Annotated in this window: 13 protein-coding genes; 5 read left to right on the top strand and 8 right to left on the bottom strand. The window is 46.3% G+C overall.

The window, feature by feature from the left end; genetic code table 11:
- Positions 1-3: 3 nt before the first annotated feature.
- From HC229_RS12820 to HC229_RS12810, 3 genes are read right to left on the bottom strand one after another with little or no spacing between them, the layout of a single operon-like run.
- Complete coding sequence (locus HC229_RS12820; RefSeq protein WP_191020894.1) at positions 4-879, bottom strand: hypothetical protein; 876 nt, start codon at positions 877-879, stop codon at positions 4-6.
- A 19-nt stretch (positions 880-898) separates the two neighbouring features.
- Positions 899-2,410 carry a SusD/RagB family nutrient-binding outer membrane lipoprotein gene (locus tag HC229_RS12815; protein ID WP_191020893.1) on the bottom strand — a complete coding sequence of 504 codons (1,512 nt, stop codon included), beginning with the start codon at positions 2,408-2,410 and terminating at the stop codon, positions 899-901.
- A gap of 10 nt (positions 2,411-2,420) precedes the next feature.
- Positions 2,421-5,507: a SusC/RagA family TonB-linked outer membrane protein gene (locus HC229_RS12810; protein WP_191020892.1), complete on the bottom strand. Its 3,087-nt coding sequence runs from the start codon at positions 5,505-5,507 to the stop codon at positions 2,421-2,423.
- 197 nt (positions 5,508-5,704) lie between these two features.
- On the opposite strand from HC229_RS12810, the gene HC229_RS12805 reads away from it, so the two are divergent.
- Positions 5,705-6,349, top strand: a complete 645-nt coding sequence (locus HC229_RS12805; protein ID WP_191020891.1) for a ribonuclease HII — start codon at positions 5,705-5,707, stop codon at positions 6,347-6,349.
- On the opposite strand, the gene lipB is transcribed toward HC229_RS12805, so the two are convergent.
- Complete coding sequence (lipB, locus tag HC229_RS12800; protein ID WP_191020890.1) at positions 6,267-7,016, bottom strand: lipoyl(octanoyl) transferase LipB; 750 nt, start codon at positions 7,014-7,016, stop codon at positions 6,267-6,269. The genes HC229_RS12805 and lipB overlap by 83 nt on opposite strands.
- A 246-nt stretch (positions 7,017-7,262) precedes the next feature.
- Here lipB and lysS point away from each other — a divergent pair, with 246 nt between their 5' ends.
- The 4 genes from lysS to HC229_RS12780 all read left to right on the top strand — a co-directional run bounded on the left by lysS (position 7,263) and on the right by HC229_RS12780 (position 11,530).
- Positions 7,263-8,963: a lysine--tRNA ligase gene (lysS, locus tag HC229_RS12795; RefSeq protein ID WP_191020889.1), complete on the top strand. Its 1,701-nt coding sequence runs from the start codon at positions 7,263-7,265 to the stop codon at positions 8,961-8,963.
- A gap of 92 nt (positions 8,964-9,055) precedes the next feature.
- Entirely contained in the window at positions 9,056-10,561 is a 1,506-nt protein-coding gene (locus HC229_RS12790) for a hypothetical protein (RefSeq protein WP_191020888.1), read from the top strand.
- Positions 10,562-10,673: 112 nt separating this feature from the next.
- The gene (locus HC229_RS12785) at positions 10,674-11,138 is read left to right on the top strand and encodes a hypothetical protein (protein ID WP_191020887.1); all 465 of its coding nucleotides are present in this window, start codon (positions 10,674-10,676) and stop codon (positions 11,136-11,138) included.
- A 65-nt stretch (positions 11,139-11,203) separates the two neighbouring features.
- Entirely contained in the window at positions 11,204-11,530 is a 327-nt protein-coding gene (locus HC229_RS12780) for a hypothetical protein (RefSeq protein ID WP_191020886.1), read from the top strand.
- Between the two features lie 46 nt (positions 11,531-11,576).
- Here the strand turns inward: HC229_RS12780 and hemL are convergent, their stop codons facing one another.
- Genes hemL through HC229_RS12760 form a run of 4 tightly spaced genes read right to left on the bottom strand, consistent with a single transcriptional unit; the run spans position 11,577 to position 16,506 of the window.
- Positions 11,577-12,863 (bottom strand): glutamate-1-semialdehyde 2,1-aminomutase, encoded by a 1,287-nt coding sequence (hemL, locus tag HC229_RS12775; protein WP_191020885.1) that lies wholly within the window; start codon positions 12,861-12,863, stop codon positions 11,577-11,579.
- A 2-nt stretch (positions 12,864-12,865) separates the two neighbouring features.
- Positions 12,866-13,750, bottom strand: coding sequence for a glucosaminidase domain-containing protein (locus tag HC229_RS12770; protein ID WP_191020884.1), 885 nt, complete (start codon positions 13,748-13,750; stop codon positions 12,866-12,868).
- Complete coding sequence (locus HC229_RS12765) at positions 13,743-14,636, bottom strand: 1-aminocyclopropane-1-carboxylate deaminase/D-cysteine desulfhydrase (RefSeq protein ID WP_332871651.1); 894 nt, start codon at positions 14,634-14,636, stop codon at positions 13,743-13,745. The genes HC229_RS12770 and HC229_RS12765 overlap by 8 nt, the downstream gene beginning before the upstream one ends.
- A gap of 46 nt (positions 14,637-14,682) precedes the next feature.
- Positions 14,683-16,506 carry a T9SS type A sorting domain-containing protein gene (locus HC229_RS12760; RefSeq protein WP_191020882.1) on the bottom strand — a complete coding sequence of 608 codons (1,824 nt, stop codon included), beginning with the start codon at positions 16,504-16,506 and terminating at the stop codon, positions 14,683-14,685.
- Positions 16,507-16,654 lie beyond the last annotated feature (148 nt).

Genomic DNA, 16,654 nt, shown 5'->3' with positions numbered 1-16,654 from the left:
TTATTAGTCGGCTCTAGTGTAAGTGCTCACAACAGTAACGATACCGGTAGCTCCACCATAGTTAACCTGATAACGGATTTTGAATTGGTTGTCACTCATTACAACACCTTGAAGACCAGCAAATTCGCCTGAGTCGAAAGGCACACCAACCACGTTGTTAGGATAAGCGCCTTGGAACAATCCCTGTGATGGAACCGTAATCTCACCGCACAATACTTCAAAGTTGAAACCTTGAGGTCCTGCAATCTGGTTAGGCGTCAAAGTCGCTGTATTCTCAGTTACGAAATAGTTGACATCTACCTCATCAATTTGCTGATCAGTTTGGTTAAGAACCTGCCCTGTAGACTCTCTCAATGTACTTACATTGTAATTTCCTTCAAGGTCAGCCAAACATCCTACAAAGTTTACCGTAACAAGCCTGTTGTTGTAAGAAACGATATTTCCGTCTCCCGAAACCTGCGTAAGTTCAATTACAAGTCGAGTCGAAACGTCAGCGTTCAAATCACCTGTGTTGATAATGACAGGGAATTGAGTGAAGTTCTGTCCCGCAGGAATTGAAATGGTTCCTGTAGCATCCGGCAAATCGTACTCCAACCCTTCAGTTGCAGTAGATCCACCCGGTTCTGTTCCCGGAACAACACGCCAATTGATAACAAGCGGCTCATCTGAAGGGTTACCTTCGTTTCCGCCAATCAACACAATTGGCACTTCGCGTTGAACCGGACCTTCATCAGCAAAATAGCTGAACGTAGCGGAACTAGATGGGAATCCAACAATAAACTGATCATCCGGCTGAAGATTAGGACCTAGTGGTAGATCGTCATCCGAACATGCAATAGCTCCCGCCATTACAATTGCCAATGCTAATAACTTTTTCATCTTTATCAATTTTTTTATATTAATCTACGAACCAAAACGGACCTTGCGTGAATATCGCGTCCAAAGATAGAGGCGGTACATTTGCAGAGTTACCCACGATTTCAGAGTTCGGGTACAACAATCTTCTCATTCTGTTTGCTCTTGGAGGAATCTGACCGTTTGGCACTCCTGTTCCAGCTAGAGGAATTTCGTCGATGAATCCTGTACGTGTGTATTCGATGAATACTTCCATCGCGTTAACATGTGTTAGCGCAACGTTCTTTTGGTACATGATGGCTCTTAGGTTTTGCTCTTGTGTAAATCCTACGTTGAAGCCTTTGTTAGGGATACCGGAAATACTGCTGATGTAAGTTCCAGGCGCAACAGCCATTTGGTTGAAAGATGCAGCAACTCCAAGATTAAACAAAGCTCCAGCATCACCAGGAATGAAACCTCTCAATGCAGCCTCAGATTGCAACAAATAGCTTTCTGCAGCCAACATCATGTATCCGTCCATTGCAGCGCTTGATGTAGCAGCCGGTCCGAACTGGGAAATTGGGTTAGGCGCAGTTCCACCGTTGGTAGCTGAACTATCACCCTGAAGAACACCAACTACGTTACCTCCAATTAGCGTAAAAATTCTGCTTCTACGTGGGTCCGGAGCACTGGCATCATTCAAGTTATCTACGAAATAGCGAGACGCTGCAAACTGACGATAGAAGTTAGTTGGCTCACCGTTGATATCGCGCCACAAGTTGTAGTAAGGGTTCATTTGCTCAACATTCGAGTTTGAATACCCTGGATTGATCGTAGCATCAGTCGTTAGGAACGTCGCATCCTGTAGTTCAGAAAACTCCTGAGCAAGGTAAGCGGTAGTTTCGCCATCCGTCATTTCTGACTGACGCAAGAGGATACGCAATTTCAATGTGTTGGCGAATGTTTTCCAAGCGCCCATGTTACCTCCAAAAATGACATCTTCCGCACCAACTTGAATTGTAGCAGAAACCGGGTTGTCGATCGTATTGATCGCGTCCTCGATTTGAACTACCAAGTCACGGTATATCGCTTGGTCGTCATCGTATTCAGGAGTAAGGTTGTTACTTCCTTTGTGAGCTTCCGTGTAAGGAATATCACCGTACAAATCGACAAGATACTGGAAGTAAAAAGCCTTTAGGATTTTAGCGATTGCTTTGTGATTCTCGTAATTAGCAGCCGGGTGCTCGATAATGTTGGTAAAGTTCGCCGTGTTCACGTAGAGTCCGTCCCAAATACCTGCATACGTGTTATTCGTAAGAGACAAAGAGAATTCCTCCGGGTTTGTTACTGCGAATGCGTTTACGTTATATCCCCAGTTGTTCAAAAACAAGTTTCCGAATTGGTTTCCTGTACGGGCCAGTGTTCGGTAGGTCTGGGTTTGAGCCGCAGACAATGACAGGTTTGGAGTAACCTGGTCTCCTGTAGGGTTATCAACAGGAGAGTTCACGTCGAGATAGTCTTCGCAAGAGAAAAATGCGAAAGCTAAAGCAGGAACTATATATTTTAATTTTTTCATTGCGTTTTTATTAGAATGTTACGTTAATAGAGAAACCGTAAGTTCTTGTGTTAGGATATTGACCTGGTACAGCAAGACCGATGTCATTTCCAGACGATCTTGTTTGCTCAGGATCACTATAATTACGATTCTCTTTAGGAAGTACGATAAACGGGTTACGCGCGTTAACTCCCAATCTCAATTGTGCAAGACCCAAACGGTCCAATGTTTCTTTTTGGAAAGAATAGCTCAAAGACAACTCACGAACTTTAAATGCAGTAGCGTCCAAAACAAAGTTTTCAGCAGTTTCCGCATACTCATCCTGGTAGTACGAAATGTAGTTACCGTAAGTAGTACCTCCAGTCAAGATGTTTGTATTCGGAACTGAGTTTCCAGAACCATCAAGTGTTACGGAGTTAGGGAAAACAAATCCTGTACGTCCGTTAACGGCTGAGTCATACAAGTGACCTGACCATGACATCCATTGTTTTGTACCAGACCAGAACTGGTGACCTGTTCTGTAATCCATTGTAGCAGACAATTGGAAACCTTTGAACTGCAAAGACGTATTGTATCCCAAGATATAATCTGGAGTAGACTTACCAAGATTGATGTATTCAGTAGTCTTGACAGGATTTCCTGTAGCAGCATCAATGATGATACGACCTTCTCCGTCACGCTCATACCCGATACCTTTGATCAAAGGATACTCTTCTCCTTTAACAGCAAATACACCAACGCCATTTGCAGCGATGTTCGTGATAGGCACTTCATCAGCTTGGTCGCTTACCTTATCTACTTTAGTGATCGCTCTAGACCAGCTCAAACGGTTTGTCCACTTTAGACCAAGATTACCGAAGTCTTTAGTATCGATAGGTGTGAAGCCCAAGTCGATCTCACCACCAGTAACGTGTGATTCCCCGATGTTAGTTCTAAGCGAGGTAAGACCAGATGTGAATGAAGGCGCAATGTTCGTGATCAAATCTTCGTTATCAGAACGGAAGTATGCTGCATCAAGCGTCAAACGGCCACCGAAAAATTCAAGGTTGATACCGATTTCCTTACTTGTATAAATCTCCGGTCTCAAATAGCGGAACGAAACACTTTGATCTTGTATGAAGGAGTTTAGGTCGCCAAACGCATATCCGGTACCTTGAACATAGTTATCAAAGATGTCAGCGAAAGCAATACCACCGTCATTACCATTTCTTACGATGTTGGCATAGATTTTCGCACGGTTAAGGATACGATTGTCCTTAAGAGCCTCGAATGCTTCGGTCGGAACGAAAGACAAACCAGCCGATGGATAAAAGAAGTTGTTCTCAGATTCGTCCAAACGAGATGTCCAGTCATTACGTGCCGTCAAGTTGAGGAACAAGAAGTTTCCGTAATCCAAATCGACGTTGGCAAACAAAGCAGCTGTACGGATACGCGTACGCTCATTGGTGGCACGCGGAATACCTTGTACGTTACCTACGTTGTAAACTCCAGGAACAGTAAGGTTGTCACCACCAACAGAAACCGAGCTGAAATAGTTGTCCTGAACGTTGTTACCGACGTTGAACTTAAGCCCAAGCTTTTCTGTTAGATCGTAATCAAAATTCAAGATAAAGTCAGCATAGATGTTTCTCGCAGCAGAGTTAGTCGCGTCAAATGTAGAAACAACGGTATGGTTACCACCTCCGATTTGCAACTGATCCGTATAACCATTTGTGTAATTCAACTGGTTGGTATTGATGGTATTGATATTAAAGGTGTAACGAGCATTGATGTTGTCGTTAAACTTATATCCCAATTCCATTACACCGCGAAAACGATCCTGACGTTGCTCGTTGCGGATATTCTCTTGAGACCAATATGGGCTGTTGTAGTAAGACGTCCAGTGGTACTGGTTGAATGGTCTTGCAAAACGCTCAATAGGAATATTGGAAGCCGCCTGCAAAAGTTCAGTGTACAATGCTGAAGTAGTAGTTTCAACTTTTTGGGATGTATAGCTGGCGTTTCCGTCAATGCTCCATTTACCCAATTTTTTACCTGCCCTGAAAATAAAGGCATTTCTGTTTAGCTCATCACCATCAACAACGAAATTCGTGTTTTGACGGTTAGCGATGAAGCTTGCATAACCATTCTCATCTCCGGCAACAATACTCAAACCGTTCTGCATGATGGTTCCAGTCTGGAAAAACTCCTTGATATTATCTTTGATGCCTCGGTAAGGAGCCATAATGTAGCTTCCGTCAGCTTGAGCCAAACCAGTTGGTCTTGGCACGCCGTCGAATTCAGCACCCCAGCCACCGTTTTCATAGTTGATATGCTGACCGCTCCAGCCTTGTCCATAACGCATCTGACGTTGTGGCACAAATGAAACCTCTTCAAAATCGATAGATGATGTAAGGTTAACGGTAGGCTTAGAACCTTTTGCTCCTTTTTTAGTTGTCACGACAATTACACCGTTCCCACCTTGCTGTCCGTAAAGAGCAGCTCCCTGAGCACCTTTAATAACGTTTACGCTCTCGATCATATCCGGAGGCAATTGTTGGTAAGCCGCCAACGAAGAGATCGCGTTATCGATAACAACCAAAGCTTGGTTCTCACCAGTCAATGATCGGTTACCACGAAGTACGACACGCGTAGTGGCGTTAGCACCACTATTTGTAGTGTTGATCTGCAAACCAGACACTTTACCAACCAACGCCAATACAGCGTTTGGCTGCGCCGCCTTGGTCAACTCGTCGTTTTTGACAACCTGTTGAGCTGTAGTAATCGCATTGGCTTTCTTTTGGATACCCAAAGCCCCTGTAACGATAACTTCTCCAAGTGCGATTCCGCCTTCAGAAAGTTTAGCGTTGACCGTGTTGCTCGCTCCAACTTTCACTTCCTGATCGGACATACCGACGAAAGAGAAAACAAGAGTCTGCCCTTGATCAACTTTGATGGAATACTTACCATCAACGTCAGTTTGAACGCCAGCTTTGGTTTCTTTAACCACAACGTTGGCACCCGGAAGCGGACCTGAATTATCAGAAACCGTACCAGTGACAGTCTTTCCCTGAGCAAAAGAAAGCTGCATAGTTAACGCTAAAACAAGCGTAAAAATCCATTTAAACTTCGATCTCATATTAAATTTATTTGAGTTAGTTATTCCGCAAACTTCACAATTATTTCTTAATTAAACAAATATTACTTCGGATTAATATTATTTATTTTCAGTGAAATGACCACAAACAGTGGCATTTTTGCAAATAACTGTTACCAAGATGCCAACTTTTCGGAAAGGTTGCGTCATTTTTCTATTTTTGCTGAAATTTTAAATTAATGTTAATCAGGAGGTTCTCAGATCATTTGCACGAAGCCGGCACAGACGAAGCCGGACGCGGATGCCTATCCGGTCCTGTAACCGCTGCGGCCGTCATGCTTCCTGACAACTTCAGCAACGACCTGCTCAATGATTCCAAGCAATTGACCGAGAAACAACGGCAATACTTGCGACCTATGATTGAGGATCAGGCACTGTGTTTTTCGGTAACGCATCTCGACCACACCATAATTGACGAAATCAACATCCTCAACGCATCAATAAAGGCGATGCAGGAATGCGTATTGAAACTCACTCCGACACCATTACATATTATCGTAGATGGAAACCGCTTCAAAAAGGTTGGAAACATACCGCACGATTGTATCGTAAAAGGCGATAGCAAATACCTGAGTATAGCGGCGGCCTCTATTTTGGCCAAAACGTATCGGGACGAGTATATGGAACAGCTTCACGAAGAATTTCCGATGTACAACTGGAAACAAAACAAAGGCTACCCGACCTCAGAGCACCGCGATGCCATCAGGAACCACGGCATTACCAAATACCACCGCACTTCGTTCAGGCTTCTGCCCGATCAATTGGCTTTGGATTTTGAGGAGGACCTGAGTTTTGAAGGAGTTCGGCTGAGAATAACGCACTGAAATGTGTCAATATCCTGGACTTCACTTCGTCCATGTCAATTTCCGGAACGCCTAATTCCACATTCAGGGAAGTAACACCCTTACCGCGGATCCCGCAAGGTACGATATTGTCGAAGTAACCCAAATCCGCATTGACGTTCAAAGCGAAACCATGCATCGTTACCCAACGTGAAGCGCGAACGCCGAACGCACAGATTTTCCTCGCAAAAGGAGTTCCAACGCAGAGCCACACACCGGTTTCCCCTTCGCTTCTTTCCCCTTTGAGTCCATAGTCGCCCAAAGTCAGGATTATCGTTTCTTCAAGCAAGCGCAAATATTTGTGGATGTCGGTAAAGAAATTCTCAAGATCGAGGATCGGATACCCGACGATTTGTCCCGGACCGTGATACGTAATGTCGCCTCCGCGGTTGATTTTATAAAAAGTGGCACCTTTCGCTTCGAGCTGCGCCTCATTCAAAAGCAAATTTTGAAGATCGCCGCTTTTTCCCAACGTATAAACATGCGGATGTTCGACATACAAAAAGTAATTGGGCGTATCAAGATTCATCCCCTCGTTCTTATTGCGAAGTTTCACATCGACGATTGACTGGAACAACGACTCCTGATAGTCCCAGGTTTCTTTGTAATCCTTGCGACCCAATTCCTGCAAAATCACTTTTTTATTCATGAGGCAAAGGTACGAACAAACCGGCAAAGTTGGGTTTGGTTGCGAATTTTGCAGATTGTCCAAACCGACAAAAATTTAAGATTTTGTACAGTTTTTCTGTATGGCGACGGGTTGAAATCGCGTTATGTTTCGGATGGGTGAAGGCGGCAACTTTACGAATCGCCGCCATTTAACGGGGAGCAGAAATCTAAGTTTCAAAAATTCCGGACATTGTCTATCTTTGCCGCCTAAAAATTACGTAGTAAAATGGCATTATCAGAACAGGAAATACTGAGACGCGAAGCCCTTACGGAAATGCGCAACATGGGAATTGAGCCTTATCCGGCTGAACTTTTCAATGTAACGGCGCTTTCCAAACAAATCCAGTACGATTTCGACGCTTTCGACGGCAAAGAAGTTACCCTTGCCGGACGCCTCATGGGCAAGCGCATCATGGGCAAAGCATCGTTTGCCGAGCTAAAGGATTCCGAAGGCCGCATCCAGGTCTATATTTCCAGGGACGATATTTCAGACGACGAGGAAAAGACGGCCTACAATGTCATTTTCAAAAAACTTCTCGACATAGGCGATTTCATCGGCGTAACCGGAAAAGTTTTCAAGACACAGGTCGGGGAAATTTCGGTTCACGTCACATCGTTGAAAGTGCTTGCCAAGGCGCTTCGTCCGCTACCTGTCGTCAAGACCGATGCCGATGGAAATATCCACGACGCTTTCGCGGATGCCGAACAACGCTACCGTCGCCGCTATGTCGACCTCACCGTAAACGACCACGTCAAGGAAACCTTTGTCAAGCGGACGAAATTGTTCAACGCGATGCGCTCTTTCTTTAACGACCAAGGTTATCTCGAGGTGGAAACACCAATTTTGCAACCGATTCCGGGTGGCGCCTCGGCACGCCCGTTCGTGACGCATCACAATTCCCTCGACATTCCTTTATATATGAGGATCGCAAACGAGCTTTATCTCAAAAGGCTCATCGTCGGCGGATTCGACGGCGTTTACGAATTTTCGAAAAACTTCCGCAACGAAGGCATGGACAGGACCCATAATCCGGAATTTACCGCGATGGAAATCTACGTCGCTTACAAAGACTACAACTGGATGATGGATTTTACTGAACGCCTACTCGAACATTGCGCAACGGCGGTCAACGGCACATCCAAAACGACGTTTGGCGAACACGAAGTCGATTTCAAGGCGCCGTACGCCAGGGTCACAATGACTGATGCGATCATCAAATACACAGGATTCGACATTTCGGGCAAATCGGAACAGGAACTTTTCGAAGCCGCCAGATCGATGGGAATCGAGGTCGACGAAACAATGGGGAAAGGAAAGCTCATCGACGAGATCTTCGGAGCCAAATGCGAAGGCAACTTCATCCAGCCAACGTTCATCACGGATTACCCGAAAGAAATGTCGCCGCTGTGCAAATCCCACCGCGACAATCCCGAACTGACGGAACGCTTCGAACTTATGGTGTGCGGAAAGGAAATTGCCAACGCTTATTCGGAATTGAACGATCCTATCGACCAACGCGAACGCTTCGAAGCCCAATTGCAGCTTGCAGAACGCGGGGACGAGGAAGCCGGACAATTCATCGACCACGACTTTTTGCGCGCGCTTGAATATGGAATGCCGCCTACCTCGGGAATGGGAATCGGGATGGACCGCCTGATCATGTTTCTTACCGACAACGCATCGATACAGGAGGTATTGTTTTTCCCGCAAATGCGCCCTGAGAAAAAAGCGGTACAGTTGACAGACGAAGAAAAACTGGTTTCCGAAATACTCAAAACAACAAAGTCGCTCGCTTTGGATGCGCTAAAAACACAAGCCGGTTTGAGCGGAAAAAAATGGGACGCCGCGATGAAAGGCCTTTCCAAGCACGGACTGGTAAAAGTAGTCGTGGAGGGCGATACCAAGACCGTCATTTTCCAACAGTAGATTTTCGAAAACCACCTATATATCGGCAGATTAGAACTTTAACGTTTTAATCTGCCGATTTCGTTTACATTTGCGCCCAATAAAAACAGTTCATGAAAAAGATATTTGTTTGGTCGGTAGCGTTGTTTGCTCCTATCGCGATCCAAGCCCAGGCCTTCAGCTGGAACAATGCCGAAAGCGCGCGCAACGAAACGGCGAGCGAAGTCTCCCATGTCTACGACAACAACCGTCTTTACCGGATCGTTTCGCGTTACAACGACAACCTTTTCAATCGGGACGTTTCCGTCGATATGTATTCGGGCAGCAACTTCAGACGCGATAACAGCTTCAACCTCAGTGTCGAACAACCGCCGATGGGCAAAGCGATGTTGACGCATTTGGCCATGTTCCAGACCGACGGCGTCAATCATGTCGCATTTCTCGAGGAATGGATCGGAAAAGACAAAGCACTTGTATTGTTCGGCCAAAACATAAACGTGAATTCGGGAACAAAGTCCGATAAGTTCCGCATAACTTCGATTCCGATAAAAAATGCCGAATTTCTCATCGCACAATCGCAAGGGAAGAAAATGTTTGCCGTCATCAGGCGGTTCGCACTCGACAAAAAAGCAAACGAGACGATACACCTGAGTCTTTTGGACGCGTCGGGTAAACTGGTAAAGGAAATTTCGCATCAGACGCCCTACCTCAACAAGGCCAGATCGGATGAATTCGACATCTCGGTTTCGGACGACGGCAGAGTCTATATCGTCAGGAATGTCGATCTCTCAAAACAAAAACCGTTTCGCACGCTTTACTATTGGGACGGAAAATCGGATGCGATGACCGAAACTTCGCTCAAACTGGACAACGATCACCAATTGTATTACACAAAAGGATGGTTCGATAAAAGCGACTTCTATCTCCAGGGTTTTGCGACACGTGTCGGCGCCAAAGCCGTGCAGGTTCACCGGGGAAACAATCCTGCCTCTTCGGTTTATGCGGCGAAATTCGATGCGAACGGAAAAAATAGCTACACGGTTTCCAATGAGATTCCGGAAACAGGACTTCGCGTAAAGGAAATCGTTCACGAAAATGGTAAAACATGGCTGTTGGCCGATAGATTCGTCGAAAATAAAAAGACGCAGCCCGTAAAAGGGAATGCGTTCGAACTTAAAACCGATTACAGCTATGCCAATTTAGGGTTTGTTTTCGCAAGGCTTGACGATGCGTCCGGAAAACTTGATTTCTTCAATCAAATCCAGGACGAGCAGACCGGGACAGAAAACGACAATGGCCGCTATCTTTCGTGTTTGTATTTCATCCGCAAAGGGGAGCTTTCGATTATGTACCAGAACTTGCAGAAGTTTCAGTTTGACGAGAAAAAGAGCAAACTCGACCGCCACATCATTATGGAGACCTACGATGCAAGCGGAAAGCAAAAGAATAAACAGACGCTCTCGAAAACCGGGCTCGAACCGTTCTATGACTACAATTACAAGCAATGGCACGAAGATTTCGATCTTGATACATCCGTGCTGGTCAAGGTTTCCGAAGACAAATATATCGTTCGGGCCAGTTCCGGCTCGAATGAAAAATATGGATACCTGACATTCTGAAAATTTGGAGCTTCGGCTCCTTTTTTTGTGTTAATGCCGGCACAAATTGCCGACGATCATTAAACCCAATCCTTATCGTTGTGTCCAACCGCGAAACTTTAAACCGAAAGACATGAAAAATGTAGTTATGGCCGCTTTGCTCCTCGCGGGGACAATCGGGTTCAGCCAGGAAAAACCAGAGACCGTCAAACGCCAGCCCAAAGTCGAGTTGACGGCCCAGCAACGAAACGACCTTCGCGTCAAAGAACTGACGCTTAAACTGGACCTCACGGCATCCCAGCAAAAGCAAATGGCAACAATTATTGCCGATCAGGAAAAATCGAGGTCGGAAATGAAGGTAAAAATGAAGGAAAAGCGCGACCAGAAAATCACGCCTACCGCCGACGAAGTGTACGCCATGCGCAGTAAAAAACTCGATGCTCAGATCGAGAACCGGGCAAAGATGAAAAAGCTTCTCAACGCCGACCAGTTCGCGAAATGGGAAAAAATCCATTCGAAGCAGGAAAGAAACGCCAGAAACGGTTTTTACAAGCGTCCTAAAAAAACCGACGGATTGCAACAGCAAAACCCTAAATAAATTTTGAGTTTTGATAAGAATCCGTTAGATTTGGAATCTATTTTTCACGAATAACAAATTCCAAAATGAAAAAAATACTCTTTATTTTTGCCATGATGCTCGCATTTGGCGTTTCCGCGCAAGCTCAGGAGAAAAAAGCATCGGCTGCGTCAAAAGGCCGACAGGAAGCAGTTGAGCTTGCGGACTTCCTTAAGTTGAACAGCACGGAACTCGAAAACTTCTCGAAACTTTTTCAGATGAAACACGAGATGCTTGCAGATCCGAGCGTGACAGCCCAAAAGAAAAAAGAAGTTCCTGTCATCATGGAAAAGAAAATCGAGGGTAGCCTTGACGGAAATCAAGTCGAGAAATTACGCGCCAACAAAGTTCTCTGGGAAAAGTTGACCCATTAAGAGATTCCAGATAAAAAAATCCCGCCTTTCGAGCGGGATTTTTTATTTATAGCGTCTTCACAACTTCTGAAGCGGCGGCAATGGTCGCGTCGAGGTCGTCATATGTCAGGGCATCACACAAAAACCACGTCTCATAGGCCGATGGCGCGATGTAAACTCCTTTTGCCAGCAATCCGTGGAAAAACTTGCGGAAGCTTTCGTTATCGCCTTTAGCTGCCGAGACAAAGTCGGAAACGGGTTCAGCGTCAAAATGAACCGAAATCATCGATCCGACGCGGTTGATGGTAAACTCGAGGTCATTATCTGTAAAGACTTTCCGCAATCCGGATTCAAGATAAGCCGTCTTTTGCTCCAGCCGTTCGAAAATACCGGCATCGGCGTCAATAGCCTGCAACATAGCATATCCCGCGGCCATTGCCAGTGGATTTCCGGAAAGCGTTCCTGCCTGATATACCGGCCCGATGGGAGCCAGATAATTCATGATTTCGTTTCGCGAGGCAAATGCGCCCACGGGCAACCCTCCTCCTATCACTTTTCCGAAACAAACGATATCGGCACGGACTCCAAAGAGTTCCTGGGCGCCGCCTTTTGCCAATCGGAAACCGGTCATGACTTCGTCAAAAATAAGCAACGTCCCATTTTGGTCGCATAACGATCGGAGTCCTTCCAAAAAGTCTGGTTTTGGAGGAATGCAGCCCATGTTTCCGGCAACCGGCTCGATGATGATGGCCGCAATCTCCCCAACATTTTCATTCAGTATCGCAGCTACGTTATCCAAATCGTTATAACGCGCCAGAATCGTATCTTTTGCCGTTCCGGCCGTGACTCCCGGGCTGTTCGGTGTCCCGAAAGTTACCGCTCCGCTACCCGCCGCTATCAGGAATGAGTCCGAATGACCGTGATAACAACCGGAAAACTTGATGATCTTATCCCGTTTGGTGAAACCTCTCGCAAGTCGTACGGCGCTCATGCACGCTTCCGTTCCGGAATTCACAAAACGGATCTTGTCGATATTGGGAACCATCTTAACGGCAAGCTGCGCAATTTTCGTCTCGAGCCCCGTAGGCGCGCCGAAAGAAGTTCCAAGCCTGGCTTTCTCGACGATAGCATCTACTACAGGCTGGTAAGCGTGCCCGAGTATCATGGGCCCCCAGGAATTGATATAATCGATATAGCGGTTGCCGTCTTCGTCTTCAAGGTAAGCTCCCTTTGCGCTTTTCATGAAGACCGGAACGCCTCCAACTGCCCGAAAGGCTCTTACCGGAGAGTTGACGCCTCCGGGGATTACGTGTTCAGCTTCAGCAAAAAGCTGGCTGCTACGTTGGTATAGCATTTTTATTTGATTTTGAGGTTTTGACCTATTGAAATGGCGTTGTCCGGCAGGCTATTGAGCTGGCGAAGTTCGTCTACCGTTAGATTGAAGCGCTTCGAAATGGAATAAAGCGTGTCGCCTTTGCTCACGACGTAATAATTGGAATTGTCAGCGATCGCTCCGGATGGCGTAGCAACAGGAAGTTGGCGTGGCGAAGGAACATATTCTCTCCCTAACACCACCGCATCGTGCTTGTCGAGGCCGAAACGCTCAATGATCCCGATGAGTTTGTCCGGATATTTCGGATCGGTTGCATAACCCGCCGCTTTCAATCCTTTCGCCCATCCTCGGTAATCGTCTTTGTCCAACTGGAATAATGCGGAATATCGGCTACGACCGGTAAGGAAAAGCGAATGGTCGCGATAGGATTCGCTCGGGTCCGAGTACTTGCGGAAACATTCCTGTTCGGAATCGTCGTCATGGCGTACACTTTCGCCTGTCCAGCCGGTGTGGCATTTGATTCCGAAGTGGTTGTTGGCCATTGCGCTCAATGGACCGGTCCCGGCTCCGGATTCCAAAATTCCCTGAGCAAGGGTTATGCTCGCAGGAACGCCGTATTGCGACATATTGTTTTGCGCGATGCCTTTGTAGCGGTCGATGTAGGCGAAAATCATGTCGTTCGTCACTTTTACCCTTGTGGTCGCCTCAAGTGTCTGCGTTTCCGAACCTGAAGAGCTCCGAGTCTCGGACGGTCGTGGCGCGGGTTTGACCGTTCTCGGTTTGCGCGTGGCAACGGTAGTGGTCGGCTTGCGGTAAACCGGTCGAGACGAGCGTGAAGAATTTTGTTTTTGTGATCCGCAACTTGCTAAAAGCAGAATGGTTAAAAGAAAGAGGAGTTTCTTAGCCATGTTCAATTATGTGTAGGTTTTTAGTTTTTAGTTTTTGGTTCATTCCCGCAATTCCCTGCAGTCCGCCAGTGTGGATAGCAAGAATTCTCGAACCTTTCGGGAAGTAACCGTTTCGGATCAAATCCTCGATACCGAACATCATCTTCCCTGTATAAACGGGATCCAGCGGTATTTTATTTTTATTGTAAAAACAATTGATATAATCCACCAACTCGTTCGTAACCTTTCCGTATCCTCCAAAATGGTAATCCGAAATGATCTTCCAGTTGTGTTTGTCGACAAACTTCGCAATCCCGCTAATATCAAATGTGCCTTTGAGAGACGAAAACCCAATGATCTTATGATGGGTTTCGGACGAATTGATGATTCCGGCCAGCGTGCCTCCCGTACCGACAGCGCAGCAAATATAGTCAAAGCTGAAATCATCGCCCGAAAGAATTTCTTCACAACCTTTGACCGCCAGACTGTTCGTGCCGCCTTCGGGCAACAGATAAAAGTCGCCAAACCGTTGTTCCAGCTTACCTAAAAACGTTTTCTCAGATTTGTTTCTATAATCAGCCCTGTTGATAAATTCAAGTTGCATACCGCATTCTGCAGCTTGGGACAGTGTCGGATTTTGGAGATACGATTGCGTTAGCTCCTCGCCCCGGATAATGCCGATCGTGGCAAAACCGTGACGCGCTCCTGCCGAGGCTATCGCCGAAATGTGATTGGAAAAAGCGCCGCCAAACGTCAATATCGTGGACTTCCCTTCAGTCCGCGCCTGTTCGAGGTTGTACTTGAGCTTGCGCAATTTATTGCCCGGAATCGTTGGATCGAGCAAATCGTCTCTTTTCATAAAGAGTTCAACATCCGGATGAGAAATTATTCGCTGAAGTGTCGGCACTTCGCAAAAATACCCATAAAAAAAGCAGCCCGAAAGCTGCCGTATGTTAATTGTTGGTTCTAAAAATCGAAACCTTCTGGCCTATATCGCGGTTGTCAGCCGTCGTGACCTTTACGATGTAAACCGCTTCGCTTAGACCCGCAGTAGAAAATTGGTATTCCCCTAATGCGCCGAGATTCGTCCTATCCAAAACCAGTTTACCAGTCAGGTCGTAGAGCGCTACCGTCTTGACTTCAAAATGATTAGGATTCGATATCCTGAGTTCCTGTTTGGGATTATCCTGTAGGATCACAAAACTGTCGGCGCCCAAAACCGGCGCAGTTCCGAGTGAACTTTCTGTAAAGGTAAGTTCGAAACGATCCGTATTGACTCCGGCGGGCATCGTAACTTCATAAACCGCATTCGTAATTTCGAAATAGGTGTCGTTCAGTTTATCGTGAACATAGACATGTTGCGATCCGTTAAAATTGATCATTTCGTTCATCGTGATCTGGAACGTCGCAGGTGCGTTGACATTCCTCAAACCAAGCGGAATTCGCTTATCGATGGCAAAGTCGATCACGGAAATCAGGTACTCCCGACTGTCCATCGCAAAAAACATATCGATTGCGTTGCCGTCGCCGGACTGGGCGTCCATTGCGTGATCCGGTCCGTCAGTGGCCGCCGGATCGAACCCTAGCACCAGCGTGCGGATGCCGTTTCCGATCTTGGCCGAAAACCGAATCTGAGGAACGGGAGCCGAACTTACCTGCGTATAGTCGAATCCCGCAACGTTAGGGATATCGGGCATGAATTGTGAGGTCGTGGCCACGTCAGACCCAAAAGATGAAGGGCGCTCGAACTGTGAAAATGCAGGATCTTCCTTTTGGAATACACGATATTGATTGCGCATCGTCACCGTTCCATTGGCACTGCCCTTGATCAAAAATCCTTGTCCGACAGGACAGATATATCGCGTGTAATTACCTCCTACTCCGCTAGAACCAGGAATCAGGTCCCCGTCTACCTCGTAGTTATAAAAAACAGCGGGTGTATAAATTCCCGGACCCATCATGGTAACAGGCGCATATGCCCCGTAACCTCCGGAATAACTCACTAAAACATGGGTATTCAACGATTTTTCCTGCTCCCAAAAGTAGGCGATGCCCGTCGAATTAGTTGCATTTGTAAGGAACTGTGACAAATTTATCGCCGATGGATACGGATTCCCGGTCAGAGTAGACTGGCCTGCAGCAACGCTGATTTGTATGTCACCATCATTCGGCTTACCTCGAAAGTCATAGCGTTGATTGGCCCCCGGATTATTCTGGACGCCCTGAATCGTCGTGCCATCGGTACCAGCTGTACCTTTCATCGTAAAACCTTCGCCCGCCGCCAGCGAAGTTGCGGAATTTACCGCCACCCATTGCGAATAATTATTTGAGGTGATGAACTTATAAATCCAACGTTGGGAAATCGCAAGCGGATTGGATTGCCCATTCGTATTGTTCATTGGCAAAATCGACGCCGGGTTACTCGTAATCAAACCCGTAGGCTGGTTGAGCATCGTAATCCCGAAACTCTCGTTACCTGAGGCCGCCGAGGCATTCCCTACAGGCGAACACCAGTAATTATATTCAAAATTATCTACCGTACCTTCCTGATAAACCGACAATTTTCCTTGCCCCGAATTGGTAGACGAACCATTGACACCTTGAAGCAATTGAGAGCCATTTCTCAAATAAAGGTTTCCGCTATTGGCAAGATTGACATCTTGTTTCACATAAACGAATTGGTCATTCGAATAAACATAGCTGCCGGGACTCACGTAAAGCTGCGCGAATACACTGGCGCCCACAAGCATTGCAAAAAAAGTCAGCGTCGGTTTCATTCTGGAAAATTTTAGCCTAAAGGTACGATATTACCGCTTAAAAATCAGCAATTTCCGATACAAAATCCTTCTCCGTATGCATTTTTTATCCTTCATCGGTTTTTGATGCTGTTCGTCGATTATTTGCTGGAATATTTCTAGCATCCGA

The sequence above is a fragment of the Flavobacterium selenitireducens genome (assembly GCF_014748335.1).
Taxonomy (GTDB): domain Bacteria; phylum Bacteroidota; class Bacteroidia; order Flavobacteriales; family Flavobacteriaceae; genus Flavobacterium; species Flavobacterium selenitireducens.
Note: the sequence above shows the minus strand (reverse complement) of the source record. Positions and strands in the feature narration are given on the sequence as shown.

Excerpts from the sequence above, each read along its gene's own strand:
- HC229_RS12820 (WP_191020894.1), bottom strand. The coding sequence starts at position 879 with ATGAAAAAGTTATTAGCATTGGCAATTGTAATGGCGGGAGCTATTGCA.
- HC229_RS12815 (WP_191020893.1), bottom strand. The coding sequence starts at position 2,410 with ATGAAAAAATTAAAATATATAGTTCCTGCTTTAGCTTTCGCATTTTTC.
- HC229_RS12810 (WP_191020892.1), bottom strand. The coding sequence starts at position 5,507 with ATGAGATCGAAGTTTAAATGGATTTTTACGCTTGTTTTAGCGTTAACT.
- HC229_RS12805 (WP_191020891.1), top strand. The coding sequence starts at position 5,705 with ATGTTAATCAGGAGGTTCTCAGATCATTTGCACGAAGCCGGCACAGAC.
- lipB (WP_191020890.1), bottom strand. The coding sequence starts at position 7,016 with ATGAATAAAAAAGTGATTTTGCAGGAATTGGGTCGCAAGGATTACAAA.
- lysS (WP_191020889.1), top strand. The coding sequence starts at position 7,263 with ATGGCATTATCAGAACAGGAAATACTGAGACGCGAAGCCCTTACGGAA.
- HC229_RS12790 (WP_191020888.1), top strand. The coding sequence starts at position 9,056 with ATGAAAAAGATATTTGTTTGGTCGGTAGCGTTGTTTGCTCCTATCGCG.
- HC229_RS12785 (WP_191020887.1), top strand. The coding sequence starts at position 10,674 with ATGAAAAATGTAGTTATGGCCGCTTTGCTCCTCGCGGGGACAATCGGG.
- HC229_RS12780 (WP_191020886.1), top strand. The coding sequence starts at position 11,204 with ATGAAAAAAATACTCTTTATTTTTGCCATGATGCTCGCATTTGGCGTT.
- hemL (WP_191020885.1), bottom strand. The coding sequence starts at position 12,863 with ATGCTATACCAACGTAGCAGCCAGCTTTTTGCTGAAGCTGAACACGTA.
- HC229_RS12770 (WP_191020884.1), bottom strand. The coding sequence starts at position 13,750 with ATGGCTAAGAAACTCCTCTTTCTTTTAACCATTCTGCTTTTAGCAAGT.
- HC229_RS12760 (WP_191020882.1), bottom strand. The coding sequence starts at position 16,506 with ATGAAACCGACGCTGACTTTTTTTGCAATGCTTGTGGGCGCCAGTGTA.